Annotated in this window: 23 protein-coding genes and 1 pseudogene; 11 read left to right on the top strand and 13 right to left on the bottom strand. The window is 61.4% G+C overall.

Features of this window, described 5'->3' with window-relative positions; all coding sequences use genetic code 11:
* The first annotated feature begins 2 nt into the window (after window positions 1–2).
* On the top strand, window positions 3–1262 hold the full coding sequence (locus GKKCFE_RS11955) for an MFS transporter (RefSeq protein WP_339487929.1): 1260 nt from the start codon (window positions 3–5) through the stop codon (window positions 1260–1262).
* Between the two features lie 17 nt (window positions 1263–1279).
* Window positions 1280–2737 (top strand): amidase, encoded by a 1458-nt coding sequence (locus GKKCFE_RS11950; protein ID WP_339487926.1) that lies wholly within the window; start codon window positions 1280–1282, stop codon window positions 2735–2737.
* 73 nt (window positions 2738–2810) lie between these two features.
* Here GKKCFE_RS11950 and GKKCFE_RS11945 read toward each other — a convergent pair whose 3' ends face one another.
* Window positions 2811–3278 (bottom strand): Rrf2 family transcriptional regulator, encoded by a 468-nt coding sequence (locus GKKCFE_RS11945; protein WP_339487923.1) that lies wholly within the window; start codon window positions 3276–3278, stop codon window positions 2811–2813.
* Window positions 3279–3425: 147 nt separating this feature from the next.
* Here GKKCFE_RS11945 and GKKCFE_RS11940 point away from each other — a divergent pair, with 147 nt between their 5' ends.
* Window positions 3426–4319, top strand: coding sequence for an NAD(P)/FAD-dependent oxidoreductase (locus GKKCFE_RS11940; protein WP_139050029.1), 894 nt, complete (start codon window positions 3426–3428; stop codon window positions 4317–4319).
* Between the two features lie 23 nt (window positions 4320–4342).
* Here GKKCFE_RS11940 and GKKCFE_RS11935 read toward each other — a convergent pair whose 3' ends face one another.
* The 3 genes and pseudogenes from GKKCFE_RS11935 to GKKCFE_RS11925 form a co-directional block, all read right to left on the bottom strand.
* Window positions 4343–5650 carry a CitMHS family transporter gene (locus GKKCFE_RS11935; RefSeq protein ID WP_047229134.1) on the bottom strand — a complete coding sequence of 436 codons (1308 nt, stop codon included), beginning with the start codon at window positions 5648–5650 and terminating at the stop codon, window positions 4343–4345.
* Window positions 5651–5700: 50 nt separating this feature from the next.
* Window positions 5701–6024, bottom strand: coding sequence for an AtuA-related protein (locus GKKCFE_RS11930; RefSeq protein ID WP_171061361.1), 324 nt, complete (start codon window positions 6022–6024; stop codon window positions 5701–5703).
* A pseudogene (locus tag GKKCFE_RS11925) lies at window positions 6024–7369 on the bottom strand (acyclic terpene utilization AtuA family protein). Before GKKCFE_RS11925 ends, GKKCFE_RS11930 begins: the two are co-directional and overlap by 1 nt.
* Before the next feature lie 101 nt (window positions 7370–7470).
* On the opposite strand from GKKCFE_RS11925, the gene GKKCFE_RS11920 reads away from it, so the two are divergent.
* Window positions 7471–8349, top strand: coding sequence for a LysR family transcriptional regulator (locus GKKCFE_RS11920; RefSeq protein ID WP_047229131.1), 879 nt, complete (start codon window positions 7471–7473; stop codon window positions 8347–8349).
* Window positions 8350–8463: 114 nt separating this feature from the next.
* On the opposite strand, the gene GKKCFE_RS11915 is transcribed toward GKKCFE_RS11920, so the two are convergent.
* Window positions 8464–9315 (bottom strand): CAP domain-containing protein, encoded by an 852-nt coding sequence (locus GKKCFE_RS11915; protein ID WP_047229130.1) that lies wholly within the window; start codon window positions 9313–9315, stop codon window positions 8464–8466.
* A 193-nt stretch (window positions 9316–9508) separates the two neighbouring features.
* Window positions 9509–10282, bottom strand: a complete 774-nt coding sequence (locus GKKCFE_RS11910) for an L-iditol 2-dehydrogenase (RefSeq protein WP_047229129.1) — start codon at window positions 10280–10282, stop codon at window positions 9509–9511.
* A gap of 247 nt (window positions 10283–10529) precedes the next feature.
* On the opposite strand from GKKCFE_RS11910, the gene GKKCFE_RS11905 reads away from it, so the two are divergent.
* Window positions 10530–11423: an AraC family transcriptional regulator gene (locus GKKCFE_RS11905; RefSeq protein WP_139050033.1), complete on the top strand. Its 894-nt coding sequence runs from the start codon at window positions 10530–10532 to the stop codon at window positions 11421–11423.
* On the opposite strand, the gene GKKCFE_RS11900 is transcribed toward GKKCFE_RS11905, so the two are convergent.
* Entirely contained in the window at window positions 11413–13047 is a 1635-nt protein-coding gene (locus tag GKKCFE_RS11900; RefSeq protein WP_310662593.1) for a methyl-accepting chemotaxis protein, read from the bottom strand. The genes GKKCFE_RS11905 and GKKCFE_RS11900 overlap by 11 nt on opposite strands.
* A gap of 270 nt (window positions 13048–13317) precedes the next feature.
* On the opposite strand from GKKCFE_RS11900, the gene GKKCFE_RS11895 reads away from it, so the two are divergent.
* Both GKKCFE_RS11895 and GKKCFE_RS11890 read left to right on the top strand, forming a co-directional pair.
* A complete protein-coding gene (locus tag GKKCFE_RS11895; RefSeq protein WP_092398075.1) occupies window positions 13318–14148 on the top strand; it encodes an undecaprenyl-diphosphate phosphatase in 831 nt (276 codons plus the stop codon).
* Complete coding sequence (locus GKKCFE_RS11890) at window positions 14145–14555, top strand: DUF1294 domain-containing protein (protein ID WP_047229125.1); 411 nt, start codon at window positions 14145–14147, stop codon at window positions 14553–14555. Before GKKCFE_RS11895 ends, GKKCFE_RS11890 begins: the two co-directional genes overlap by 4 nt.
* Before the next feature lie 3 nt (window positions 14556–14558).
* On the opposite strand, the gene GKKCFE_RS11885 is transcribed toward GKKCFE_RS11890, so the two are convergent.
* A complete protein-coding gene (locus tag GKKCFE_RS11885) occupies window positions 14559–14912 on the bottom strand; it encodes an MmcQ/YjbR family DNA-binding protein (RefSeq protein WP_047229124.1) in 354 nt (117 codons plus the stop codon).
* Window positions 14909–15817, bottom strand: coding sequence for a LysR substrate-binding domain-containing protein (locus tag GKKCFE_RS11880; RefSeq protein WP_047229123.1), 909 nt, complete (start codon window positions 15815–15817; stop codon window positions 14909–14911). The genes GKKCFE_RS11885 and GKKCFE_RS11880 overlap by 4 nt, the downstream gene beginning before the upstream one ends.
* A 129-nt stretch (window positions 15818–15946) precedes the next feature.
* Between GKKCFE_RS11880 and GKKCFE_RS11875 the strand changes: the two genes are divergently transcribed.
* Window positions 15947–16555 (top strand): FMN-dependent NADH-azoreductase, encoded by a 609-nt coding sequence (locus GKKCFE_RS11875; protein ID WP_047229122.1) that lies wholly within the window; start codon window positions 15947–15949, stop codon window positions 16553–16555.
* Between the two features lie 61 nt (window positions 16556–16616).
* On the opposite strand, the gene GKKCFE_RS11870 is transcribed toward GKKCFE_RS11875, so the two are convergent.
* Together GKKCFE_RS11870 and GKKCFE_RS11865 are read right to left on the bottom strand one after the other, a co-directional pair.
* Window positions 16617–17810, bottom strand: coding sequence for an MFS transporter (locus tag GKKCFE_RS11870; protein ID WP_047229121.1), 1194 nt, complete (start codon window positions 17808–17810; stop codon window positions 16617–16619).
* A 338-nt stretch (window positions 17811–18148) separates the two neighbouring features.
* Window positions 18149–19738, bottom strand: a complete 1590-nt coding sequence (locus tag GKKCFE_RS11865) for an ABC-F family ATPase (RefSeq protein WP_076384583.1) — start codon at window positions 19736–19738, stop codon at window positions 18149–18151.
* A 403-nt stretch (window positions 19739–20141) separates the two neighbouring features.
* Between GKKCFE_RS11865 and lpxO the strand changes: the two genes are divergently transcribed.
* Window positions 20142–21041, top strand: a complete 900-nt coding sequence (lpxO, locus tag GKKCFE_RS11860; protein WP_445577891.1) for a lipid A hydroxylase LpxO — start codon at window positions 20142–20144, stop codon at window positions 21039–21041.
* A 23-nt stretch (window positions 21042–21064) separates the two neighbouring features.
* Here lpxO and ligD read toward each other — a convergent pair whose 3' ends face one another.
* Together ligD and ku are read right to left on the bottom strand one after the other, a co-directional pair.
* Complete coding sequence (gene ligD, locus GKKCFE_RS11855; protein WP_445577890.1) at window positions 21065–23050, bottom strand: DNA ligase D; 1986 nt, start codon at window positions 23048–23050, stop codon at window positions 21065–21067.
* A gap of 33 nt (window positions 23051–23083) precedes the next feature.
* A complete protein-coding gene (gene ku, locus GKKCFE_RS11850; RefSeq protein ID WP_076384587.1) occupies window positions 23084–23974 on the bottom strand; it encodes a non-homologous end joining protein Ku in 891 nt (296 codons plus the stop codon).
* A gap of 198 nt (window positions 23975–24172) precedes the next feature.
* On the opposite strand from ku, the gene GKKCFE_RS11845 reads away from it, so the two are divergent.
* Together GKKCFE_RS11845 and GKKCFE_RS11840 are read left to right on the top strand one after the other, a co-directional pair.
* Window positions 24173–24514, top strand: a complete 342-nt coding sequence (locus GKKCFE_RS11845) for a hypothetical protein (RefSeq protein WP_160892361.1) — start codon at window positions 24173–24175, stop codon at window positions 24512–24514.
* A gap of 47 nt (window positions 24515–24561) precedes the next feature.
* Window positions 24562–25710, top strand: coding sequence for a PQQ-dependent sugar dehydrogenase (locus GKKCFE_RS11840; protein WP_107322458.1), 1149 nt, complete (start codon window positions 24562–24564; stop codon window positions 25708–25710).
* The last annotated feature ends 68 nt before the right edge of the window (window positions 25711–25778 follow it).

The following is a 25778-nucleotide window of genomic DNA, read 5'->3' as shown; positions in this document are numbered from 1 at the left end:
CCATGAACCAATCAAGTTCCGTTTCAACGGCCGCAGCCCCGTCACGCCAGGCCACGGGTCGGCGTGAAGGGCTGGTGCTGATGCTCGGCAGCAGCCTGACCATCATGGGCTCAGTGATGGTCGCCCCCATCTTGCCCCGTTTGGGCGCCGAATTCGGTCCCATGGAGCCGCGGGCCGATCTGCTGGTGCCGCTGGCGATCACCGGGCCGGCCCTGACGATTGCCCTGTGCGCGCCGTTGGCCGGTTGGCTGGCGGACCGGGTCGGGCGCAAGGCGCTGCTGGTGATTGCCACGTTGCTCTACGCAGTGCTCGGCGCGCTGCCGGCGATGCTCGATAACCTGCCGGCGATTGTCGGCACCCGGCTGCTGTTCGGCTGCGCCGAGGCGGCGGTGATGACCTGTTGCGCGGCCCTCATTGCTGACTACTGGCACGGCGAAGAGCGCTTGCGCTACGTCAACCGGCAAGTGGTGACCATCGGCCTGGTGGGAGCGCTGTTTTTTGTGGTGGGTGGGGCGCTCGGGGAGCATTCGTGGCGCTCGCCGTTCCTTTTGTACCTGCTGCCATTGTTGCTGGTGCCCGCCATGATGAAGGTGCTGTGGGAGCCGTCGATGGCCAAGCGACCAAGGGCCGAGCAGCAAGCGGACGAATCGGGTCCGGCCAAGGTCGCGGTACGGTCGCTGGTGATCGGTTACCTGATGATTCTGGGCGGCATGGTGCTGACCTTCGTCGTGCCGATCCAGGCGCCGACGCTGTTGGTCAGCCTGGGCATCGCCTCCAGCACACTGATCGGCATGGCGGCAGGCTTGAGCCTGCTGGCGACCCTGGGCGGTTCGTTGATGTGGCCCTTGCTGCGCCGTCGCTTCGGGATCGCCGGTTGCAACGCGCTGTTGCTGAGTCTGATAGGGCTTGGGCTCTGGCTGCTGATGCGCGCCCAGAGCTACAACGCCGTGCTGGTGGCGGTCTTCATTCAGGGCCTGGGTTCCGGATTGCTGGTGCCCAACGTGATGGCTCCCGTGATGAATGCCTTGACCGCCAGCACCCGCGGCCGTGGCCTGGGTGGGTTCACCTCGTTTCTGTATATCGGCCAGTTCGTCAGTCCGCTGGTGGTGGCCTCTGTGGGCGCCTTCGCCAGCGATCTGCGCCAGTCGATCCAATGGCTGGCAGTCGCCAGTTTTGTCGCCGCGCTGCTGTGGATCGCTGTCGGTCTGCGTACTCGAGGCCATGGTCAGGCGACCACTCTCGGCTCCCGTCAATCGTCATGAAACAAGGAATCTGAAGCATGGGCATGCAAGACATCCACCACTTGATGGACAACGAAGACGCCAGCGCACTGGCCGAGTGGGTCAGGCGCGGCGAGATCCGCCCCGGCGAACTGCTGGAGGCGGCCATCGAACGTCTTGAACGGGTCGAACCGCAGCTCAACGCGGTGGCCGAGCGGTTATACGATTCGGCGCGGGAAGCGGCCGACACGCCTGAGGTCGGGCAAGGTCTGTTGGCGGGCGTGCCGACGTTGATCAAGGACCTGTTTTCGCCCGTTGCGGGGGCGGCAATGACCAACGGTTCACGCTCATTGGGCGATTTTCGCGCGGATTTCGAATCCGAAGTCGTCACCCGCTTGCGCCGTGCGGGCTGTCAGGTAATGGGCACCAGCACTTCACCGGAGTTTGGCACGTCGTACTCCACCGAATCTTCACGGTTTGGCGCCACCCGAAACCCTTGGAGCACCCGGCATAGCGCCGGTGGTTCCAGCGGTGGCGCGGCAGCGCTGGTGGCGGCCCGGGTCGTGCCGTTCGCCCACGGCAACGATGGCGGCGGGTCGTTGCGCGTGCCGGCCTCTTGCTGTGGCGTCTTCGGGTTCAAGCCAAGCCGCGGCCTGCTGCCGTCCGGGCCGATGATCGGCGAGGGTTGGGCGGGGATGGGCACGCCCCATGCGATCACCTTGTCGGTGCGCGACAGCGCCGCACTGTTGGACGCCACCGCCGGAATGGACCTGGGAGCGCCCTATGCCGCGCCGGTCCAGACGTTGCCCTATGTGACGGCGTTGCAGCGCGATCCGCAACCGTTGCGCATTGCCCTGGTGGAGCAACTCGGTCCCTGGCCAACATCGCCACAGAGCCTGAGGGCCGTAGGCGAGGCGGCGCGGTTGTGTGAGTCCCTCGGCCACCGTGTCGAACCAGTAAACCTGCCGGTGGTATTACCGGAGTTTCTCGATCAGGTCTTCACCATCATCGGCGCAAGCACTCGCCATTACGTTGACCTGCTGGGCCAGATGCGCGGGTTCGCGGTACAGGCCGAGGAGCTGGAGGTGCGCACCCGGATCATCCTGCGGGACAAGGGCAACGTCAGCGGCGCTCAGTACGCGGCTGCAGTGGAGTGGATTCATACCCTGGGTCGACAACTGGCGACGTTCATGCACGATTACGACCTGATCCTCACCCCGGTCCTGACCCGTGAACCGGTACCGATTGGCGAGCTGGACGTTGAGGACGTGTGCATGAGCCTCGATCAACTGCTGGAGCGTTACCACAGCTACTCGCCATTCACCGCGCTGTTCAATGCCAGCGGTCAGCCGGCGATGTCCGTGCCGTTGTCCTGGAGCAGCAACGGCCTGCCGATGGGCGCGCACTTCGCCGGTCGCTTTGGCGAAGAAAGCACCCTGCTGGCCCTGGCCGCGCAATTGGAACGCGCCCAGCCGTGGCGTGGCCGGGTGCCTGCGGTGAACGCCTGTCGTCGTTGAAGGCGGCGATGTCTCAATAAAGTGAAGCGGGCCGGTTCCAAGCACGGCACATCCAGCGTCGATGGAATGCCGATCACGATGCCTGATCAGGCCCGCTTCCCACCACTCTGCCGTGCCCCTCCCGAAAACGCTGATCAAAATCCTCCGCCAACTGCGCCAGGGTGATGCTGCCCAAACGCTTGAGCAGCAACGCCTGAGCCTCATCGAATGCATCCGTCAGCGCCGCATTCACCGCTTGTTCCACCAGGCACTGCGGGTGATCGGTGGACAGGCCGATGGCAAAAATCGACGTGCTACCCAAGGCCTGATGGATGTCGAGCAGGGTCATCTCCGTAAGGGATTTGCTCAGCGTCCAGCCGCCGCGATGGCCTTTCTCTGACGTGACATAGCCCTGTTCCTTGAGCAGCGCCATGGTCCGGCGCACCACCACTGGGTTGGTGCCGAGCATCTGCGCGATGGTGTCGGAGGTGGCGGATTGCTGGTGACGGTCCATGTGGATGAGTACATGAAGCATGCGGGACAGGCGCGTGTCGTTTCTCATGGTAACGGCGTTGTTCTGTGGTTGAGACGGGGTGGAGTATCGCCTGTAATTGCAAAAGTTACGAGATCGTTGACAGGCGCTTTTCAAGGAACTTACGATGTGTCGAGACTTTAGCGGTCCTTCGAAAACCACCCTTGGAGAAAGATCATGGGCTACGACGTCATCATTACAGGCGGCAGCTACGCGGGTATGTCGGCAGGACTTCAACTGGCACGGGCCCGGCGAAAGGTGCTGGTGATCGATGGGGGGCAACGCCGTAACCGGTTCGCCGCGACTTCCCACGGGTTTCTTGGCCAGGATGGCCGCGCACCCGCTGACATCGCCGAGGATGCCCGCGCCCAGCTCATGGCTTATCCGACGGTGGAGTGGGTGTCGGACACCGTGGTCCAGGCGCGCAAGGAGGAGGGCGGCTTCACCCTGGAAACCGCCCGTGGGCAACATTTCCAAGCCCAACGCCTGCTGCTGGCCACCGGAGTGGTCGATGATTTGCCGGCGGTGCAAGGCCTGGCTGAGCGCTGGGGCAAAAGCGTTTTCCACTGTCCTTACTGCCACGGCTATGAGTTGGACCAAGGGCCGATAGGCGTGCTGGCGACGTCGCCAATGTCGCTGCACCACGCCTTGATGCTTCCCGACTGGGGGCCGACGACGTTCTTCACCAATGGTGTATTCGAGCCCGACCCGGAGCAGCGGGCCAGCCTGGAACTACGTGGGGTGACGCTGGTAGCCGAACCGGTCGAACGCATTGACGGCGAACGGGCGAATGTGGTCCTGGAAGGGGGGCGTGTGGTTGCCATCGATGGTCTGTTCGTCTTGCCCCGTACCCGCGTGGGAGGTTCGTTGGCCGCCTCTCTGGGGTGTGAGTTCGAGGACGGCCCGCTCGGCGCCTTCATCCAGACTGACATGACCCGCGAAACCAGCGTGCCGGGAGTGTTTGCCTGTGGTGATGCGGCCATGCCGTTCGGCTCGGTGGCACTGTCGGTGGGCGATGGTGTGCGGGCGGGATCGGGCGTGCACCGATCGTTGATCTTCGGCACACACTGAAAACCCGCTTCCCGCGCTGCCCCCTAAACCTGTACCGCCCCGGTCGCCACGGCGAAGGCGAGCATCACCAGGCTGACGCCCCAGGCCCAGAAAAAGGTGTAGGCCATGTGTTTGCGCAACTCGACGCCGGACAACGCCAGGGCCAGGTACACGCTGGGCACCACCGGGCTGATGGAGAAACCGGTGTTTTCACCGATCAGCATGGCCCGGGCCACCGCTTCCAGGGGAACGCCCGCGGCGGCGGCCACATCCCTGATCACCGGCAACAGGGCAAAGTAGTAGGCGTCCGGCGAAAAGATCATCCCCAGGGGAACGCCAAAGAATCCGACGATCACATGCAGGTACTGAGCGGATCCGCCAGGCAGAAAGTCGATCAGCGCCAAGGCCATGCCGTCGGACATTTTTGCTCCGGACAGCACACCCAGCAACACGGCGGCGGCCATCATCACCAGCACCATTTGCAGGGCATCGGATGCGTGGGCCTTGAGACGTTCGGCCTGGGCATCCAGGGAAGGGAAGTTCAGCGGCAGGGCAATGCCCAATCCCACCATGAAACAGGCATAGAGCGGAAAGATACCGGTGAACAGGCAAGCCAGGATCGCGCCGGTCAGGGCCACGTTCAGCCAGTACCGCAGGTTGCGGGGCGAGAGGCCGAACTCACGACCTTCGGTGGACAGGCTGTCCAGATCGACGCTGGCGGCCGCTCCCAGTGACATTGGCCGGCGACGCTGGGCTCGCGAGCCCAGCACGGTGGCCACCAGCAACATGCAGACCAGCCCCACCAACTGCACCGGCAGCAAACCTAGCCAAAGCTCCGTGGCGTCCAGCCCGGAAACTGCGGCAGCCCGAGCGGTGGTGCCACCCCAAGGCACCATGTTGATGACCCCGGCGGTGGTGCCCACCAGGCACAACAGCATGGCCGGGCTCATGTTCAGACGCTTGTACAACGGCAACAGCGCCGGAATGGTCAGCAAAAATGTCGCGGCGCCCACCCCGTCCAGATGCACCACTGACGTCACCAGCACCGTGACCAGCGCCACAGCCAGCGGCTTGCCACCGGTACTGCGGATCAGCAGGTTGACCAGCGGGTCGAACAGCCCGCGATCACGCATGATCCCGAAGAACAGAATGGCAAACAGAAACAGCGCGGCGGTGGGCGCCACGGTGATCAGCCCGGCCTTGATGAACTCGCCGATCTGTCCGGGGTTGAAACCGGCCAGCAGGCAAGCGGCGACGGGGAGGGTGGTGAAGGCGACGACGGGGCTGATCCTGCGCAGCAATATCAGCCCGATGATGACCAGCATCATCAAAAAACCCAACGTTGTAATCATGGTGCAGCCTCTCTTTTTATTGTTGTCGACGGTACGGGCGCGTGAATCCTTCAGCCCTGTGGTTGGGGCAGGCGCAGGGACAGCAGCAGATAACTCAAACTCTTGCCGTGGCGATCAAGGCCGCAACTGAGGTTTACGCCGCCTTCCAGGGCGTCTTCGAGGACGAAATTCAGCGCATGCAGGTTCGGCAGTTCATAGCGATGCACCTTGGCAGGCCGGCGCGTGGCGAATTGTTCGGCGACTCGTTCGCAGGTCAGTTCGCGCAGCAACCATGGGTAGTGCGCCGGATCGAGGGGGAATACCGCAATGCTGAGGATATTGCCTTTGTCTCCGGCACGAGCGTGGGCGAAGTCGGCGAGGGTGACCAGGTTCATCAGTACCACTCCAGGGTCGTGTGGATTTCGCTGCGCGGCAGCAGGAAGCTGCGGGTGGTGACGGCTTCAGCGAGGTGCCGGCGCACGCCGCCACCGCCGGCCGGACCGTTGGTGTAAAGCGATTCCACCTCGGCCAACAGGGTCTGGACTGTTGCCTGGTCGGTATGGGTCAGGCCGACGCGCACACGCACATCATCGAGGGCCGGCGCCAGGGCCAGTCGTTGTTGCAGATAGCGGCCACCGTGGTCATTGAACAGACTGGCGACACCCGACAAATCGATCCAGGGCTGTACGCCTGGCGCCAATCGGTCAAAACGTTGCAGCAGAATTTCCCGGGCCAGGGCGGCACGGGCCACGGCACCGGGGCCGGCATAGGAAATTTCTGCTTCGCCGAACCAGAGCCCACGCACACCGGCCAGGCCCTTGAGCGTATCGGGGCGCGGATGGCCCAGCAGGCCGCTGATCTCAACGCGGTCTTCACCCAGGTCCCGGACGCGGGCCTTCCCCAGGTCCAGCACCACGTCCGGGGTCAGGTAGCGGCGCGGATCATGCACCTCGTAAAGCAATTGTTCCTTGACCGTTTGCTCGCTGACGCGGCCCCCGCAGCCCTGGGTTTTGCCGATGATCAAACGCCCATCCTCATGGATTTCGGCAATGGGGCAACCGAGGTTCGCCGGGGCCGGGATCTCTTTGATCCCAGGGTGGGCAAAGTACCCGCCGGTGACCTGGGTGCAGCACTCCAGCAAATGCCCGGTCGCGGTGGCGATGGCCATTTTCTGCCAATCGTCGGCGGCCCAGCCCAGCCCATGGCGAATCGCGCCCACCGCCAGCGAAGGGTCGGCCACTCGCCCGCACAGCACGATACCGGCACCTTCTTGCAGCGCCGTATGAATGCCGTCGGCACCGGTGTAGACGTTGACCGAAACCACGTCTGCCGGGTCCACGGGCAGCCATTGCTTGAAGCGCGGTGTGGTTTCTTCCAGCAGGTCATCGCCCAGTACGCAGGCAATTTTCAAACTCGGATAGCGTCCTGCCAGTGTTGCTCGCAGGCGCTGCGCGGCGGCTCTGGGATTGGCTGCCCCCCATTGGTAATGATGGGGATGCCGGCTTCGATACACACATCCAGCATCGGCTCGAGGAAATCGAACAGGCGAGAGGCATATCCGGCTTGAGGATCGAGGCCCCTGCGCAGTTGCGCTTCGGCCAGCGTCCGTTCGGCCAGCAGTTCCAGCATGATGTAGCGCTGGCCGTTTCGTTGCGCCAGGTCCTGGGCCAGGCGCAAGGCGGCGTCCGGGCGATCATTGGCGAAACCGGCGCCGCATCCGACGAGAATTGTTTTTGTCATGTCCGTTTCCACTGATGGGATGGCCCATAGTGGCGGGCATGGATTGTTCTGTGAATTTTAAAGGTAGAATCAATTGATCCATTATCTTTATAAGTGCGGCCATGAACGTTTCTTTCCGACAACTTCGTGCCTTTATCCTGATCGCTGAAACCTCAAGCTTCACGCGCACCGCTGAACAGCTTCACCTGTCCCAGCCAGCGCTGAGCTACAGCATTCGCAAACTGGAGGAGACCATGGGTTTGCAGTTGCTGGCGCGTAACACCCGCAGTGTCGAACTGACGCTGGCCGGCGAACACTTCCTGCCCCAGGCCAGGCGCATGCTCAGGGACATGGACGATGCCGTACGGGACGCCCGTGACACCCTCAGCCTGAGTCGTGGCTCCCTTCGCCTGGCGGCACTGCCCACGGCCGCCGCTTCGTTCCTGCCTGTGGTCATCGCGTCGTTCCAGCGCAAACACCCGGGTGTAAGGGTGAGCGTACTGGATGGTCGGGCCGGGGAGATCATGGGGTGGGTGCAGCGCGGTGAGGTGGACGCGGGTATTACCTCGTTACCCGACGACCTGTCCGGGCTGAGCTTCGTGCGCCTGTTGGATGACAATCTGGTGTTGCTGACCCACAAGGATCATCAGCGCGACAGTCTGGACGACTGGAAACGCAGGCCCTACATTGCCCTGACTCCCGACACGAGCATCCGGCCCTTGGCCGACGCAGCGTTGCGCTACCTGAATGTCGAGCCTGAGCCGGCCTGGGAGGTGGCGCACATGAGTACCGCCACTGCGCTTGTACGCGAAGGGTTGGGGTTTTCCCTGCTGCCGGCCAGTTGCACGGCGGTGTTCAACATTGGCGAGCAATGCGCGGTGATTGCCATCGACCAGCCCGGAAAGCGTTCGATCGGCCTGTTGCAACGCAAGCCAGTGGCCCAGTCGCCGTCGTTGAGCCAGTTCATGCAGCATTTGCGGCAGACGCTGCGTCAGCAATGACAGTTCCATGGTCATCGCGAGCAGGCTCGCTCCCACAGTGTGTAGAACCCTTGTGGGAGCGAGCCTGCTCGCGATGGCGGGATTGCCGTCAGTGCCAGGCGATCTGATCAAACGCTATTGGGTGCCAAACATCGCTGTCCAATAAATCCCTGCATCGCTCTTCGGGTCCACCGCATAGCCGGCGCCCAGTTCTTTGAACTGCGGGTTCATCAGATTGGCGCAATGACCGGGGCTTGCCAGCCAGCCGTCCACCACTTTGAGGGCCGTATCCTGTCCGGCGGCGATGTTCTCACCGATCAATTGGCCGAGGTAACCGGCCAACTCGGCGCGGTCGCCCGGCATGCGGCTGTCGCGATCCTTGTGGTCAAAGAAGTTGTTGTTGGCCATGGCCCGAGTGTGGTTCACGGCGGCCAGGGCCAACGTAGCGTTCCAGGCCAGCGGCGTCGTCGCCGTGAAGGCTTCGGTGCCGCAGCGGCGCGGTTGGGCACGCGCACTGTTGATCAGCTTCAGTAGCTTCTGACCTTCGGCTTGCCAGTCTCCCAGACGCGCCGACAATAGCGGGCGCGCCAACACGATGCGCCATTCGCGATCCAGGCGACTGACACCGATGTCGACAAACTGCGGGTCCAGCACCACCTGGCAGAAGCTTTCCTGCACGGCCTTCATCGCGGCTTGCGCGTCCCGTGGCCCGGACAGGCTGATGGCCTGTACGTTGACCATCGGGTAAGCCGTGCGGGCCAACGCCTGCTGCAGGTCACCAATGCCGTTGGCCGACAGGATCAGCCGCGAATCCATGGCCAGCGGCGGTAGCTCCAGAGAGGCCTGATCCGCACAACTTTGCGACTGACTGCGGTAAAGGTTGATGGACTCGACCAGTTGCGTCTCTTCGGTGGCCAGGACACTGGTGGCGAAGGCCAGCCCCAGCGACAGCCCGATAAGACGCATGACGGATGAAATGGCACGCATGTAAATCTCCCTTGAGCGGACGGCGCCTATGATGCGCAATTTTTGCCCGGCTGGGGCAACGGTATTCACGCTCTCTTGAAATCCCTTGCAACGGCACCGTTGGGTACCGTTTGGGACAATCCTCAAGTAGTGGGATCAATTTTCAGGCAAATAAGTCCATCTCCGTCGATTCAAGGGCAAAACTTGCGAATTATCAGCTCATCCAGTTCCCGCCATCGACGTTATAAGTCTGTGCTACCACATATTCGCTCTCCGCAGAGGCCAGGAATATCGCCATCCCCACCAGGTCCTGCGCGGTGCCCATCCGGCCATAGGGCACTTGCGCACCGACCTGACGCTTTTTCTCTCCCAGGGGCAGGTTTTCATGATGGGCGAACAGCGCATCCACGCCATCCCAGTGCTCACCCTCCACCACACCAGGGGCAATGGCGTTGACGTTGATTCGATGCTTGATCAAATCAAGGCCGGCCGACTGGGTCAGGCTGATCACCGCAGCCTTGGTGGCGCAATACACCGCCACCAGGGCTTCTCCACGCCGGCCGGCCTGGCTGGCCATGTTGATGATTTTGCCGCCATGCCCCTGGCGGATCATCTGCCGGGCGGCGGCCTGCAGCGTGAAGAGTGTGCCGGCGACATTGATGCAAAACAGCCGTTCGTAGCTTTGGCGCGTAATCTCCACGATAGGCGCCAGGTCGAAAAGCGCTGCGTTATTGACGAGGATATCGAGCTTGCCCGTCCGGGCCACGACCGCCTCGATGGCCTGGTCAATCGAAGCTTGTTCAGTGACGTCCATTTTGACCGCGTAGGCGCTGTCGCCCAGTTCGGCGGCGGTGGCTTGGGCGCTTCCAAGATCGATATCGGCAATCGCCACAGTAGCCCCTTCGTTGATATAGGCCTGGGCGAACGTCCTGCCAATACCACGGGCAGCACCGGTGACCAGCGCGCTTTTTCCTTCCAGTCGTTTCATGGGTTGTCCTGTCTCGAATGACAAAATAAACAGCAGGGGAGCGCGTCTCACCATCAATGACGTGCCGATTACAGCAGCGCCATTGGCGCCGGACAAACGCGGGAGGGATCATCGGCTGGTACTTTTTTAACGCCGTGACGTGTCCCTTGGCCGGGTTAAAAAAGTATCGGTGGACGATCAGGTCAGGGCTGGTGAACCGGTGCGCGCCGGGCGTAAGGTGCTGCCTACAGCGATAGAGACGCGCGACATGCCTGATCACTCAACGCCCCTGTTCGAGCAGCCACCCGCCGAACTTGAAGTCATCCTGCCTGAGCCCGAGCACAGTTTTCGCTGGTATGAGCACGACTATCCGTATCCGCTGGCGCGCTGGAACCACCATCCCGAATTCGAGATCCATCTCATTCGTCGGGGCAGCGGTAAATTGCTGGCGGGCGATTATATTGGTCCATTCGGCCCCGGCCACGTGGCGATGATCGGCCCAGGCTTGCCCCACGACTGGATGGGCGACCTGGCCCCGGGCGAGTACTTGGCTGGAAGGGACGTGGTGCTGCAATTCGATGGCGCAACGCTGTTGAGCCTGCGCCGGACGCTACCTGAACTCGGGGATTTACAGCCGCTGTTCGAAAGGGCACGACGAGGTCTGGTCTTCCGCGGCGACACCGCGGTGAACGCCGCAAGGCTGTTGGAGAGCATCGGCCCGGCCCAGGGACTCGGGCGACTGGCATTGTTTCTCCAACTGCTCAACACACTCAATCTCGCCCCGCAGGAGCAGGCCCAGTGCCTGGCCAGCCCTTGTTATGCACCCAGTCTGGATGCCCGCAGTTCCGAACGCATCCACAAGGCCTTTGAGTACCTGCAGACTGAACTCACGGGTGACCTGCGCCTGTCGGTGATTGCTCGGCAACTGGGCATGAGCGAGCCCGGTTTTTCGCGTTTCTTCAAACGCATCACCGGACACGGTTTCATTGATCTGATGCGCAAGCTCCGAGTCCAGCGAGCCTGCCGGTTGCTGTTGCACAGTGAAATGCCGGTGACCGATATCTGTTTTGAGGTGGGTTACAACAACCTGTCCAACTTCAATCGGCACTTTCGCATCGAGATGCACCAGACGCCCAGCGAGTATCGATCAGCTAGACCCTGAACTGCTTCAGCAACCCGTTCAATTGCTCACTCAGCGACTTGAGACGGGTACTCGCCAGGCTCGATTGTTCAGCCGCCAGGGCGGTGCTGTGGGAGAGGCCGGCGGCCTGGGTCACGTTCTGGTTGATGTCTTCCACCACATGGGCCTGTTGCAGCGTGGCGCTGGCGATGGAGGCGTTCAGGCTGTTGAGATTGCGCAGGGCCTGGCCGATGGCGTTGAGGCTGGCGCCTGCCAGCCCGGCTTGTTCAATGGTCAATTGCGAAGCACGGCTGCTGTCGCTGATGACTTTCACCGCCGCTTCGGAGTGGTTCTGCAAGCGTTCGATCATCGCCTGGATCTCGGCGGTGGACTTCTGCGTGCGCTGGGCCAGCAACCGCACTTCGTCAGCCACCACGGCAAAGCCTCGACCTTGTTCACCGGCGCGGGCCGCTTCGATCGCGGCGTTGAGGGCCAGCAGGTTGGTCTGCTCGGCAATGGAGCGGATCACCTCCAGCACACTGCCGATCTGGGTGCTTTCGCTGGCCAGGGTGCGAATCACTTCGACCGCCTGATCAATGGTCTGGGACAGTCGGTCAATCTGCTGCAAGCTGCCATCGATATTCACCTGGCCCTGCTGGGCCTGAGATTCGGCGTCGCGCATTTCGCTGGCGGCGTGTTCGGCATTCTTGGCGACGTCTTGCACGCCGTAGGTCACTTCGTTGATCGCGGTCGCCACCAGTTCCATCTGTTGCGATTGTTGCTGGCTGCGCTCCTGAGCTTGGGCGGCGTCGTTACCCAGGTCGTTGGACGATTGCCCCAGGGCCCTGGCCGAGTCCTGCAACTGGCTGACTACTTCGCGCAGTTTGGCGGTAAAGGCATTGAAATGCCGGGCCAGTTGCGTCACTTCATCCTGGCCGTGGGTGTCGAGGGTGCGGGTCAGGTCGCTTTCACCGCTGGCAATGTTGGCCATGGCATTGACCGTTTCCTGCAGCGGCCGAACGATGCTGCGCACGATCAGGGTCAGGAGCAGGCCCATGAGCAGGGTGATCGCCAGGCCGATCAGCGAAGCCTTGATCACTTGAGAGCGGAATTCGGCCTCCACGTCATCCACATACACGCCTGAACCGATGATCCAGCCCCACGGCTCGAACAGTTTGACATAAGAGGTTTTCGCCACCGGCGCCTCGGCGCCCGGTTTCGGCCAGAGGTAATCCACCATCCCGGCGCCCTTGGCCTTGGCAATGGCGACCATCTCGTTGAACAGCGCAAAACCATTCGGGTCGCGAATCGCCGAGAGGTTCTGGCCTTCGAGTTTTGGGTTGGTCGGGTGCATGACCATCACAGGGGTCAGGTCATTGATCCAGAAGTAGTCACTCTGGTCATAGCGCAAGCCGCGCACCGCGCTAAGGGCCTGCTTCTGCGCAGCCTCGCGAGTCAGGGTGCCAGCCGTTTCCAGACCATGGTAGTAGCTCAGCACGCCGCTGGCAGTCTGGACCACATGCTGGGTTTTCTGCACCTTGGCCTGATACAGGTCGGTGTGGATCTGCTTAAGCATGAACGCGCCTAACGTGAACAACATCACGATGGACACGACCAAGATGAGCCACAAGCGTCGGCTGATCGACACACTGCGCAAGCTATTCATACGCTGTCACTCCGGTTTCTTATTCTTGTCATCTGCGACCGCCTGAGTCTGGCGTCAGGCGGGTATGCCTTTGTGTCCTGAGTCATAACGCGGCAGCGTTATCAGGGCTTGTCTGATAGGATTTCGGCCCCGCGGCGCAAAACCTGAGCCTGTTCCGGTTTTTTCATTGGTTTTTTTGAGAAATCGCAGTCACCGTGCGCCTGCTGTTTACACCTGCATAACGCTTAAATTTTGATGAGACGTGCGCAAGCATAGTCTTTTGGGGGATGAATGGATTTGTGGACCGCCTTTCAGGCACTGATTCTTGGCGTGGTAGAAGGCTTGACGGAGTTCCTGCCGATCTCCAGTACGGGGCACCAGATCATTGTCGCGGACTTGCTCGAGTTCGGCGGCGAGCGCGCGATGGCGTTCAACATCATTATCCAGCTCGGGGCGATCCTGGCGGTGGTGTGGGAGTTTCGGCGCAAGATCTTCGACGTGGTACTGGGCTTGCGCACCCAGCCCAGCGCTCGCCGGTTTACGGCCAACCTGCTGATTGCCTTCATGCCCGCTGTGGTATTGGGCGTGTTGTTTGCAGACCTGATCCATGAATACCTGTTCAACCCGATCACGGTGGCCACGGCGTTGGTGCTGGGCGGTTTCGTGATGCTCTGGGCCGAGAAGCGCCAGCACACAGTGCACGCCGAAACGGTAGACGACATCACCTGGAAGGATGCGCTGAAAGTCGGCTTCGCCCAGTGCCTTGCGATGATTCCCGGCACCTCCCGCTCAGGCTCGACCATCATCGGTGGCTTGCTGTTCGGGCTGTCGCGCAAGACCGCGACCGAGTTTTCATTCTTCCTGGCGATGCCAACCATGGTCGGCGCAGCGGTCTACTCCGGCTATAAATATCGCGAGCTGTTTGTGCCGGCGGATTTTCCGGTGTTCGCCATCGGCTTCGTCACGGCGTTCATTTTCGCCATGATCGCGGTCAGGGGCTTGTTGCTGTTCATCGCCAGCCACAGTTACGCCGTATTTGCCTGGTACCGGATCGCTTTCGGCCTGTTGATCCTGGCCACCTGGCAATTCGGTTGGGTGGACTGGACGGCGGCCCAGCCATGAGCCGTCCAGGCCGTGAGCCGGGCCCAGCCGTGCAGAGTTTGCGGCTCAAGCTCGTGGTATTTGCGCTGGTGTGCGCCTTGCCGCTGCTCGGGTCACTTTTGCTCGGGTTGCGCGCGGTGTCCTGGGTGCCGCTGACGGCCTACGGGCTCGTCAGCGTGGTGGCGTTTCTGTTGTACTGGAGCGACAAGCGCAAGGCCCGCGCTGACGCCTGGCGCACCCCGGAAAACGTATTGCACGCCGTGGAGCTGGCCGGGGGCTGGCCCGGGGCGTTGTTGGCTCAGCAAGTGTTTCGCCACAAGACCCGCAAGGTGTCGTTTCAGGTGGTGTTCTGGTTCATCGTGTTGCTGCACCAGGTGTTCTGGATCGACCAGTTATTCCTGGGCAGTCATCTGCTGATGCTTTTCTGAGCTTCACGACAGCAGCAAACCCACCTGGGTGCGCTTGGGCAGCTTGCTCACCACCAGTTGGTGGGAGCGCTGCAGCAGGCCACGCAGTTCATCGGCGCCCAGCGGGTAGGGCGTCTGCATGATGACCCACTGAGCCCGCGCCAGATAGGGCGCCGGGTGGATCCCCGGGCGGTCGCAATGCCCCAGGAACAGATCCTTGTCCACCTTGAACGCCAGTGATTCGCCCCGCAGGTTCTGCAGGGCGAACATCTTGTTGCCGGCAATGGAAAATACCCGCACGCCGCCCCATTTGTAGTCCTCCCTGGCGCCCGGCAAACCCAGGCAGAACTGCGCGACATCCTCTTCGCTCAAGCTCATATTTTTCTATCTCCACAGCCATCGAATGCTTCTACCAAGTGGTCGATCCACGCGCGCACCGCTGGCAACATGCCGCGTCGATGCGGATAGACTGCCTGCAGCCAGCCGTCCGGCAGCGACCACTCGGGCAACAATTCCACCAGTGTGCCGTCCTGCAGTTCCTCCTCGCAATACATGCTCGGCAACAAGGTGAAACCCAGGCCGGCGAGGGCGCAGGCGCGGCGCACAATGAAGTCGTCGATGCCCAGCCGGGCTTCCAGGGCCAGTTCGACGGGCTCTGCGTTGGCCTTGAGCAGGCGCAGATGGACCAGGCGATCGGCGTCCAGCGCCCCGAGTATCGGCAGTTTCTTGAGATCCTCCGGGGTATTGATCTGCCGTCCTGCGACGAACGCTGGGCTGGCGACCATGATCAGCCGCGCCTGACGCAGCCGTCGCGTCATCAGCAGCGGGTCTTCGTCCCCCAGATCGCGCACGCGCAATGCCACGTCGATGCCTTCGCTCACCAGGTCTACCCGCCGATTGACCAGCATCATTTCCAGCTGCACTTGAGGGAATTTTTCCAGAAAGCTGGCGATCACCCCGCCCAGCATCTGATGAGCCAAACCCACCGGACTGGAAACCCGCAGGCGCCCGCGCGGCTCAGTGGACATGCTCGCCACGGCTTCATCGGCCATCTCGGCTTCCAGCAGCATGGCTTGGCAATGGCGCAGATAACGCTCGCCAACGGCCGTGAGCTTCAACTGGCGGGTGGTACGTTGCAGCAGTCGGGCGCCAAGGCGCTCTTCCAGTTCAGCGATACGCCGTGACAGCCGCGACTTGGGAATACCCAACAGGCGTCCGGCCGCGGCGAAACCACCGGCTTCGACCACTTTGGCGAAGTAGTACAGATCATTGAGGTCTTGCATATCGAGTTCTATTGTCCTGTCAGTGGAACGAACTATCGCATTAATACTGACTTATCGGCTATTGGCTTCATCGATAGGATTGTTCTCAATTGATCGCTTGGTCGCGATCCTCACTTGGAGAGCACTCATATGAAACTGTTGCACATCGACTCGAGCATCCTGGGCGACAATTCCGCGTCCCGCCAACTGAGCCGTGACGTGGTTGAGGCCTGGAAAGCTGCCGAAGCGGACGTCGTCGTGACCTACCGCGACCTGGCGGCCGATGCCATCAGCCACTTTTCCGCCCAGACCCTGATCGCCGCCGGCACCAGCGCTGAACTGCGCGACGCTGCCCAGAAGCACGAGACTGATCTCAGTGCCTCGACCATGGCCGAATTCCTGGCGGCGGACGCGGTGGTCATCGCAGCGCCGATGTATAACTTCACCATTCCGACTCAACTCAAGGCCTGGATCGACCGTATCGCCGTGGCCGGCCAAACCTTCCGCTACACCGAAGCCGGCCCCGAAGGCCTGTGTGGTGGCAAGAAACTGGTGATCGTTTCCACCTCTGGTGGCCTGCATGCCGGCCAGCCAAGCGGCGTGGCGCATGAGGAGTATCTGAAGGTCATGTTCGGTTTCCTCGGCATTACCGACATCGAGTTCGTTCGCGCCGAGGGCCTGGCTTACGGTGACGAAATGCGCAGCAAAGCCATAAGCGAAGCCAAGCTGCAGATCAGCGAGCAATTCGCCGCAGCTTAAAGACCGCGCAAAAAAACACCAGGCCTGGGCGAACCGGCCTGGTGGGTTTGCACAAGGTCGATCAATAAGCGGCTGTTTCGGTACGGCGCCGCAGCAGTAAAGTCAGCCCCAGTCCGATGATCGACAGCAGTGCCGCACTGAAAAAGATCGAGGAATACCCCAGATTCAACGCCACCGCGCCCATCAAGGGGCCGGCAATCGCCAGCGCCAGATCGAAGAACACCGCATAGGCGCTCAGTCCTGCGCCACGGCTGGTATTCGGTACTTGTTTGATGGCTTCCACACCCAACGCCGGATACACCAGCGACAGCCCGAAACCGGCCAGCCCCGCGCCAATCAGCGCGAACGCGGTAGAAGGCGCCAGCCATAGCAACACCAGCCCCAGGGTTTCTATACACATACAGGCAATGGCCGTCCTGAAGCCTCCGAAGCGGGCGATGCTGGAAATGAACAACAAGCGCGACAGGATGAAACAGACGCCAAACACCGTCAGGCACCAGGCTGCACCCGTCCAGCCGCGACTGACATAAAACAACGTGATGAAGGTGGTGAGCGTACCGTAGCCGATCGACGCCAGGCACAGGCTCGTCCCGTACGGTGCAATACGCCCGAACACCGCCCAAAAGGGCAGGCGCTCGCCACGAATGACCGGCACCGATGGCTTGTTGCGTATCAACAGCAGCGCCGCGCCGGCCAGCAGCGACAAGGCGATCCCCAGGCTGACAAAGCCCAGCTCACTGACCATTACCACTCCCAGCGGCGCGCCGATGGCAATGGCCCCATAAGACGCGATGCCGTTCCATGAGATCGAGCGGGCCGTGTGTTCGACCCCCACCTGGCCCATGCACCAACTGATGGTGCCCACGCCAATCAGGCCCTGAGCCACCCCGAGCAGCAAACGCCCGGCGATCAGGATCAACAGGCTCAGCAGTGGAAAGCTTTGCAGCAGCGTCGAAAGCAACGTCAGCAAACCACTGAGGACGATCCCGTACAGCCCATAAACGATCGCCCGCTTGGTGCCGATACTGTCCGACAGCCGCCCGGCCATGGGCCGACTGAGCAGCGTCGCCAGATACTGGGAGCCGATGGTCAGCCCGGCCACCACGGCACTGAAGCCCAACTGTTCGTGGACATAGCCCGGCAACACGGCAATCGGCAGGCCGATGCAGAGAAAGGCGATGAAGGTATAGAAGACGATGGAGATGATCTGCCAGGTGATCGACAGGGAACTGGGGGTGGATGGGTGTGTTGGCATGAGGCTCGTTCGCGGGCAGCGGTAAGAGGGGCTCATCATGGCGCGCGGCGGGAATAAAAGAAAGCAGGCTAACGGTTTGCCCGGGTGGTGATAGTGCCGACGCTATCGCGAGCAGGCTCGCTCCCACACTGGCCGCAGGGCTTGGAAGAACATCGGTTCCTTGTGGGAGCGAGCCTGCTCGCGATGACGGTAGGTCGGCCAATACCAAGTCGACTGAAACGGCCAAATCGCAAGCAAGCTGTGCTCCCACAAGCGGTTCTACCTTGAAAACAAAAAGCCCCGTCACAACGGACAGGGCTTTTCACTTGCAGCTTGAAGCTTACAACTCGACGCTGCTCTTAAATCAGCACACCCTGGCTGCGCAGGTAATCGTCATAGGTGCCGCTGAAGTCGATCACGCCATCGGCGCTCAACTCGATGATGCGGGTGGCCAGGGACGATACGAACTCACGGTCGTGGCTGACGAAGATCAGCGTGCCCGGGTAGTTTTCCAGCGCCAGGTTCAGCGCCTCGATGGATTCCATGTCCAAGTGGTTGGTCGGTTCGTCCATCACCAGCACGTTCGGCTTTTGCAGGATCAGCTTGCCGAACAGCATGCGACCCTGTTCACCACCGGAAATGACTTTGACCGACTTGAGGATCTCGTCGTTGGAAAACAGCATGCGGCCCAAGGTGCCACGAACCAGTTGTTCGCCGCCCTGGGTCCACTGGCCCATCCAGTCGAACAGGTTGACGTCGTCTTCGAAGTCGTGGGCGTGGTCCTGGGCGTAGTAACCCAGTTCCGCGGCGTCGGTCCATTTCACAGTACCGGCGTCCGGCTCCAGTTCATTGACCAGGGTGCGCAGCAACGTGGTCTTGCCGATGCCGTTCGGGCCAATGATCGCCACGCGCTCGCCGGCTTCGACGGTGAAGCTGAAGTCCTTGAACAACGGCTTGCCGTCAAACCCTTTGGCCATGCCTTCGACAATGACCGCCTGACGGTGCAGCTTCTTGGTCTGTTCGAAGCGAATGAACGGGCTGACACGGCTCGATGGCTTGACCTCGGCCAATTGGATCTTGTCGATCTGCTTGGCACGGGAGGTGGCTTGCTTGGCTTTCGAGGCGTTGGCCGAGAAGCGGCTGACGAACGATTGCAGTTCGGAAATCTGCGCTTTCTTCTTGGCGTTGTCCGACAGCAGTTGCTCGCGGGACTGGGTCGCCACGGTCATGTACTCGTCGTAGTTGCCCGGGAACAGGCGCAGCTCGCCGTAGTCCAGGTCCGCCATGTGGGTGCAGACACTGTTCAGGAAGTGACGGTCGTGGGAGATGATGATCATCAGGCTCGAACGCTGGGTCAGCACGTTTTCCAGCCAGCGGATGGTGTTGATATCCAGGTGGTTGGTCGGTTCGTCCAGCAGCAGCACTTCCGGGTCGGAGAACAACGCCTGGGCCAGCAGTACCCGCAGTTTCCAGCCGGGCGACACTTCGCTCATCGGGCCGAAATGCTGCTCGATGCCAATTCCCAGGCCCAGCAGCAGTTCACCGGCACGGGACTCGGCGGTGTAGCCGTCCATTTCGGCGAATTCGGTTTCCAGCTCGGCCACGGCCATGCCGTCTTCTTCGGTCATTTCCGGCAGCGAATAGATGCGGTCGCGCTCGGCCTTGACCTTCCACAACTCTTCGTGGCCCATGATCACGGTGTCGATCACGGTGAATTCTTCGTAGGCGAACTGGTCCTGGCGCAATTTACCCAGGCGCACGTTCGGCTCAAGCATGACCTGGCCGCCGGACGGCTCGAGGTCGCCGCCGAGGATCTTCATGAAGGTCGACTTGCCGCAACCGTTGGCGCCAATCAGACCGTAGCGGTTACCCGCGCCGAACTTGACAGAGACGTTTTCGAACAGTGGCTTGGCGCCGAACTGCATCGTGATGTTAGCTGTAGAGATCAAAGGTTTATCCTGCGGAACATTCAGAGTAGCTAAGGGTGCGGCAGTACCTGTTCAGTACCTGTTTGCGCAGGTCCCGACCGCGCGAAAGCTTCGCGGTCGCAAGCGCAAGGGTCCATCCGGCATAAGAGGACAGCAGCATACGGAGCGCTTGACCCAAATAGACGTACGCCGAAGCCGGAATCCGGTATCGGCCAAAAAGGGGGCGCGTAATGTTTGGCGGCAATTGTACTGATCTGGCCGCGTTAACGATAGGGTGTAACCCAGGCAAGACAGTTTTTCACAACGCAGGGATAACCTTTGGTTACGAGTTGTGGCTAAATTGCCGTCTCACTTACGCCATTCCCCACGCTGTTCGGCTGTGCGGGAAGTGGCAGCCTGTCCACTTTTGATGTGTGCGGATACTGTGAAACTCATCATTGCCGCGATCTATCTTCTCTCTATCGGTTATGTGCACCTGCGCGGGCGCGTTCGGCACAAGCTCGGACGCCAGTTGAGCGACCACTCGTCCTTCCTTGCGCCGATCAACTGCCTGCTTTACCTATGCTCGAAACTGCCCAACAAGCCTTTCCTGAACCCGGCGCAGTTTCCCGACCTGAGCCCGTTGCAGGCCCATTGGCAGGAGATCCGTGCCGAAGGCCTGAATTTGCTGCGAGCGGGGGAGATCAAGCGTTCCAACCAGTACGACGATGTGGGCTTCAATTCGTTCTTCAAGACCGGCTGGAAGCGTTTCTACCTGAAGTGGTACGCCGACAGTCATCCCTCGGCCATGAAGCTGTGTCCGCGCACCACTGAACTGGTGCAGAGCATCGGTTCAATCAAGGCGGCGATGTTCGCCGAACTGCCACCGGGCTCCAAGCTGGTTCGTCATCGCGACCCGTATGCCGGGTCCTACCGGTATCACCTGGGTCTGGAAACGCCCAACGATGCCGGCTGCTACATCAATGTCGATGGTGAGCATTACCATTGGCGTGATGGCGAGGCGGTGATATTCGACGAGACATTCATCCATTACGCCCAGAACACCACGCCACACAATCGCATCATTCTGTTTTGCGACGTGGAACGCCCCATGAGATTTCGCTGGGCCGGTGCCTTCAACCGCTGGTTCAGCCGCACCGTGATGGCGGCCGCCGGAGCGCCCAATGACGCCGGAGACAAAACCGGCGGCCTGAACCGGGCGTTTTCCAGGCTTTACAGGATTCGCCTGCAAGGCAAGGCGCTGAAGAAGCGCAACCGCAAGCTGTATTACTTGCAGAAGTGGGCGTTCTTCGGCGGTCTGCTGGCGGTCTTCATCTGGATATGAGCGGGTGACTCTCCGTACCTGCGTCATTCCCCAGGTTTTTGCGCATCCAGTTGCTCCCACATCCTGGCCGTGATTCGCTGGCGATGGTTGTACCCCTCCCAAGGATCGGCGCCCAGGTTTCTGGCCCGTTCTAGGGCCGTATAGATGTCCCACTGCTGGGCGTTACGCAGACCGTCAAGCTCGGCCCGGGCAATCGGCACGGATACCGGCAGACCTGGCCGAGCGCGCACGGAATAGGCGCTGACGGTGCTGGCGCCCCGGGCGTTACGCAGGTAGTCGACAAATATCTTCCCGACACGATTCTTCGGCCCCATGGTCGCGGTGATCCGCTGCGGCATCTGCCGGGTCATGAACAGGGAGATGGCCTTGGCGAAAGCCTTGGTAATGTCCCAGCCTTCACTGCGCGCCAGCGGCACGATGACATGCATGCCTTTGCCTCCGCTGGTCTTGAGGAAGGCCTGCAAACCCAGTTCGTCGAGCACCGAGAGGGTCAGGCGAGTCGCCTCGATCATCGCGCTCCAGGGCAGCGACGGGTCGGGGTCCAGATCAAGAACGAACAGGTCCGGCGTCTCGATCCGATCATGCGTGGCGGCCCATGTGTGCAACTCCACCGTGCCCATTTGGGCCGCGCTGACCAGCGACTGCACACTGTCGATTTCCATCAGCGCGGCATGCCCGGGATCCAGTCGCGGATCCAGCTGTTTGATGTGGGGAATGTCCAGGCGATCGGCGTGTTTCTGAAAGAACTGCTCTTCGCCGATTCCCTCTGGCGCCCTGAGCAGGGCAACCGGGCGCTGCTTCAGGTGCGGCAGAATCCAGGGAGCGATGTCCTCGTAGTACTGCGCCAGTTCGACTTTCTGCACGCCGCTGACACTGTCGATGACGCGCTCAGGGTGGGAAATCTCCAGCCCTGAGACCTGTACGCTACGGGCTTTGCCGCGAGGCGTGGTTTTGGCGGGCAGGGGTTTTATCGGAACTGGCTGCTGACGCACAACCTTGCTTGCCGGTATGTCGTTCTGTAGATCCAGGAACACCGCCTGGCGCACCAGGCCGTCGCGGGTCCAATCAGCGAACTCGACTTCACAGACCTCGGTTGGCTCTACCCAATGCACGCCGCGGCTTTGCGCGCTGCTGACCGGTGCGACCAGTGGCGAATCGTCCCGCTCCAGGCTACAGAGTTGCTCGTGCAGTTGTTTGAGCCGGGCTTGTGCGAACCCTGTGCCGACACGGCCGGCATACATCAATCCCTTGGGCCCGTTGACCGCCAGCAACAGTGCACCGAAACCATTGCGCCGACCTTTGGGGCGGGTGAAGCCGACGATCACGAACGGCTGGCGCAGACGGCACTTGAGTTTGATCCAGTCGGCGCTGCGGCGCGACACATAGGGGCTGCCCAGGCGTTTGCCGATCACGCCATCGAGTGCGAGGGCGTTGGCACTTTCAAAAATGTCGTGCTGGTTGGCGGAAAACGACTCGGAGAAGCGCAGGCGCTTGCTGGCATTGTTCTTCAGCGCCTTCTTGAGGGCTGCCCGGCGTTTTTCAACCGGCGCCTGGCGCAGGTCGACGCCATTTAGAAAAGGCGCATCAAACAGGACGTACACCAGGTCTACCGTGCGGCCGATCTCGAACGACTGTCGCAGGGCCGCAAAGTCAGAGTGGCCGTCGTCATCGAGCGAAACGAGGCCGCCGTCGAGCCAGCTGTCACCCAGATTCAGCTCAGACAACGCATCGGCGTGCAATTGCAGTCGGTCGGTCCAGTCCTGTTGATTGCGGCTGAGCAATCGCACTTGACCCGCTTCAATGCGGGCCATCAGGCGATAGCCATCGAACTGGACTTCATAACGCCATTCACCGGCCGGGGGCTGCTCAACGGGGGTGGCGCGTTGCGGCAACAAGCGCTCGGGAAGGGCACTGCTACCGGTCTGGCTCTGCCGGGTGCGCTTGCGGCTGTGCTTCTGCTCCGGCTCGGCACCGGACAAACGGGCGTATTCACTCTCGGCCTTGGCCATGACGGATTCCCTTGTATTGCTGGCGCCCGGGGATTAGCCCCGGGAGGCCTTGGTGGCTTTTTTCGCGGGAGCGGACTTGCTGGTCTTTGCGGGCTTTGCAGCGGTTTTTCCGGCAGGCTTTTCTGGCGCCTTGCCCTTACCGCCCAGGCTGCGCTTGAGCAGTTCGGTAAGGTCGATGACATCGGCGCTCTTGCGTTGCTCTTCACCCGGATCGGTTTCCACCGCCTCCAGACGGCCTTCTTTGGCCTTTTTCTCCACCAGTTCCATGATCTTGTCTTCGAAGCTGTCCCGATACTCTTGCGGTTCCCAATCGGCGCTCATGTCCTGCACCAGCCGCTTGGCCATTTCCAGCTCCCCCTTGGCCAGGGTTGGCTTGATGACTTCATCGCCCAGTTCCAGGATGTCGAGTTCGCGCACTTCGGCGGGCCAGCGCAGCATCACCAGCACCAGCGCAGACTCCAGCGGCATCAGCGCTGCCAGATGCTGGCGGGTATGCAGCACGACATGGGCCAGCGCCACCTTGTTGGTCTTGATCAGGGTTTCGCGCAGCAGGGCGTAGACCTTGCCGCCGCGTTTGTCTGGCGCCAGGAAGTAGGGCGTGTCGATGTTTTGCAGGGGAATTTTGTCGCTGTCGACGAAAGAAAAAATATCGATGGTCTGGGTGGACTTGGGGTGGGCGGAGCGAATCTCTTCTTCGCTGAGCAGAACGTACTGGCCTTTCTGGTATTGCACACCCTTGACGATATTTTCCTTGGTCACCTCCTTGCCGGTGACCTTGTTCACTCGCTTATAGCCAACCGGGTCCATGCTGCGCTTGTCCAGCCAGTCGAAATCCACCCCCTGGGAGGACGTGGCCGACACCAGCGCCACAGGAATGTGGACCAGTCCGAAGCTGATTGCGCCTTTCCAGATTGCCCGTGCCATGGAGGGGTTTCCTTGCCGATGAATGAGTCATTCAGGTGACCTTGCGGCGTTCGCAAAAGTTTCCATGGAGCGCCGGTTGACCCGCCCCGCATTGCCTTCGAGACGCTTGGTTACATCTTCGGACGGACATTTCCCTTAACAACGGCGAACCGGCGGCGTAGCGTGCTTTCGATATGCCTGAATCCAAGAGGTGCTCCGATGAACAGGCTGCTACTCACTCTCATGACGCTGTTGCTGACCACCGCCGCCCACTCGGCAACGCCCGACCGCGGGGCCATGGTCCTGGCCCAGAACCTGCCAGGTAACAACAATCCCTATAACAGCCCGATCCGCCGGGCCAATCCCAACAGCATGCAGGGCACCCGGCCGAACGTGCCGATGATCCATAACAACCCGACCGTTCCCGTTCCCCGGCGACCCACGCTGGAAAATGGCGGTATCGGCAACGGGTATCCCCGTTCCGGTCAGCCTGCCGGCTCGCCACGGCCTACCATCAAGCCCAATCCACCGCCGAGGGACACCTCAAACGACATTCGCTGAGTACCGAGCCCTGGCAGTCTTTATTCACACCACAGAAGGAAGTGTGCATGTTGCGTAAAACACTCCTGGCCGCATTCTGCGCCAGCGCTGTACTGACTCTCGCCACGCCGGCGTCTGCCGCGCAAACCCGGCAACTCAAGAGCGAGGAGGGCACGGTGGAGGTGACCACCGTGGTCAAGGGGCTCGAACATCCCTGGTCCGTGGCTTTCCTGCCTGATCAACAGGGCATGTTGGTGACAGAGCGAGCGGGCAACCTGCGTCGGGTCAGCCCGGATGGCCAGCTCTCGGCACCATTGAACGGCGTACCTGAGGTCTGGGCCAGAGGCCAGGGCGGTTTGCTGGACGTCGTGCTGTCGCCGGACTTCAAGCAGGACCGTACGGTCTACCTGTCTTACGCCGAGGCCGGCGATGACGGCAAGGCAGGCACCGCCGTGGGCCGTGGGCAATTGTCCGAAGACCTGCAGAGCCTGAAGAATTTCAATGTGATTTTCCGCCAGCAGCCCAAGCTTTCCACCGGGAACCACTTTGGGTCGCGCCTGGTGTTCGACCGGGACGGCTATCTGTTCATCACCCTGGGGGAAAACAACGAGCGGCCCACGGCCCAGGACCTGGATAAGCTCCAGGGCAAGATCGTGCGCATCTACCCCGACGGCAAGGTGCCGGACGATAACCCGTTTGTCGGTCAGGCAAACGTACGCCCCGAGATCTGGTCCTACGGCGTTCGCAACCCCCAAGGGGCGGCGCTCAATCCCTGGAACGGTACGTTGTGGGAGAACGAGCACGGCCCCAGGGGCGGCGATGAGCTGAATATCATCGAACGCAGCAAGAATTACGGCTGGCCGCTGGCGACTCACGGCATCAACTACTCTGGGGCGCCGATCCCGGAAGCCGGCGGCAAGACCGCCGAAGGCACGCTTGGCCCTTTTCATGTATGGGAAGTGTCACCCGGGCTGAGCGGCATGGCGTTCTATGACAGTGACCGCTTCAAGGCCTGGCAACACAGCGTGTTCATCGGTGCGCTGGTGTCCCGGAATCTGATCCGCCTGGAACTGGAGGGTGACAAGGTCGTGCACGAAGAACGCCTGCTGGGTGAGCTTGGCGAGCGCATCCGCGACGTGCGCCAGGGGCCGGATGGTTTCCTGTACGTACTGACAGATGATGACGATGGGGCGCTCTATAAAGTCGGGCTCAAGTGATTCGCAACAGTGCCCATTGACTTGCCAGCCAGCGGCAGGCTAATTTCCAGGCATGACCAGCACCGTAT

It is taken from the genome of Pseudomonas sp. E141, from assembly GCF_052659885.1.
Note: the sequence above shows the minus strand (reverse complement) of the source record. Positions and strands in the feature narration are given on the sequence as shown.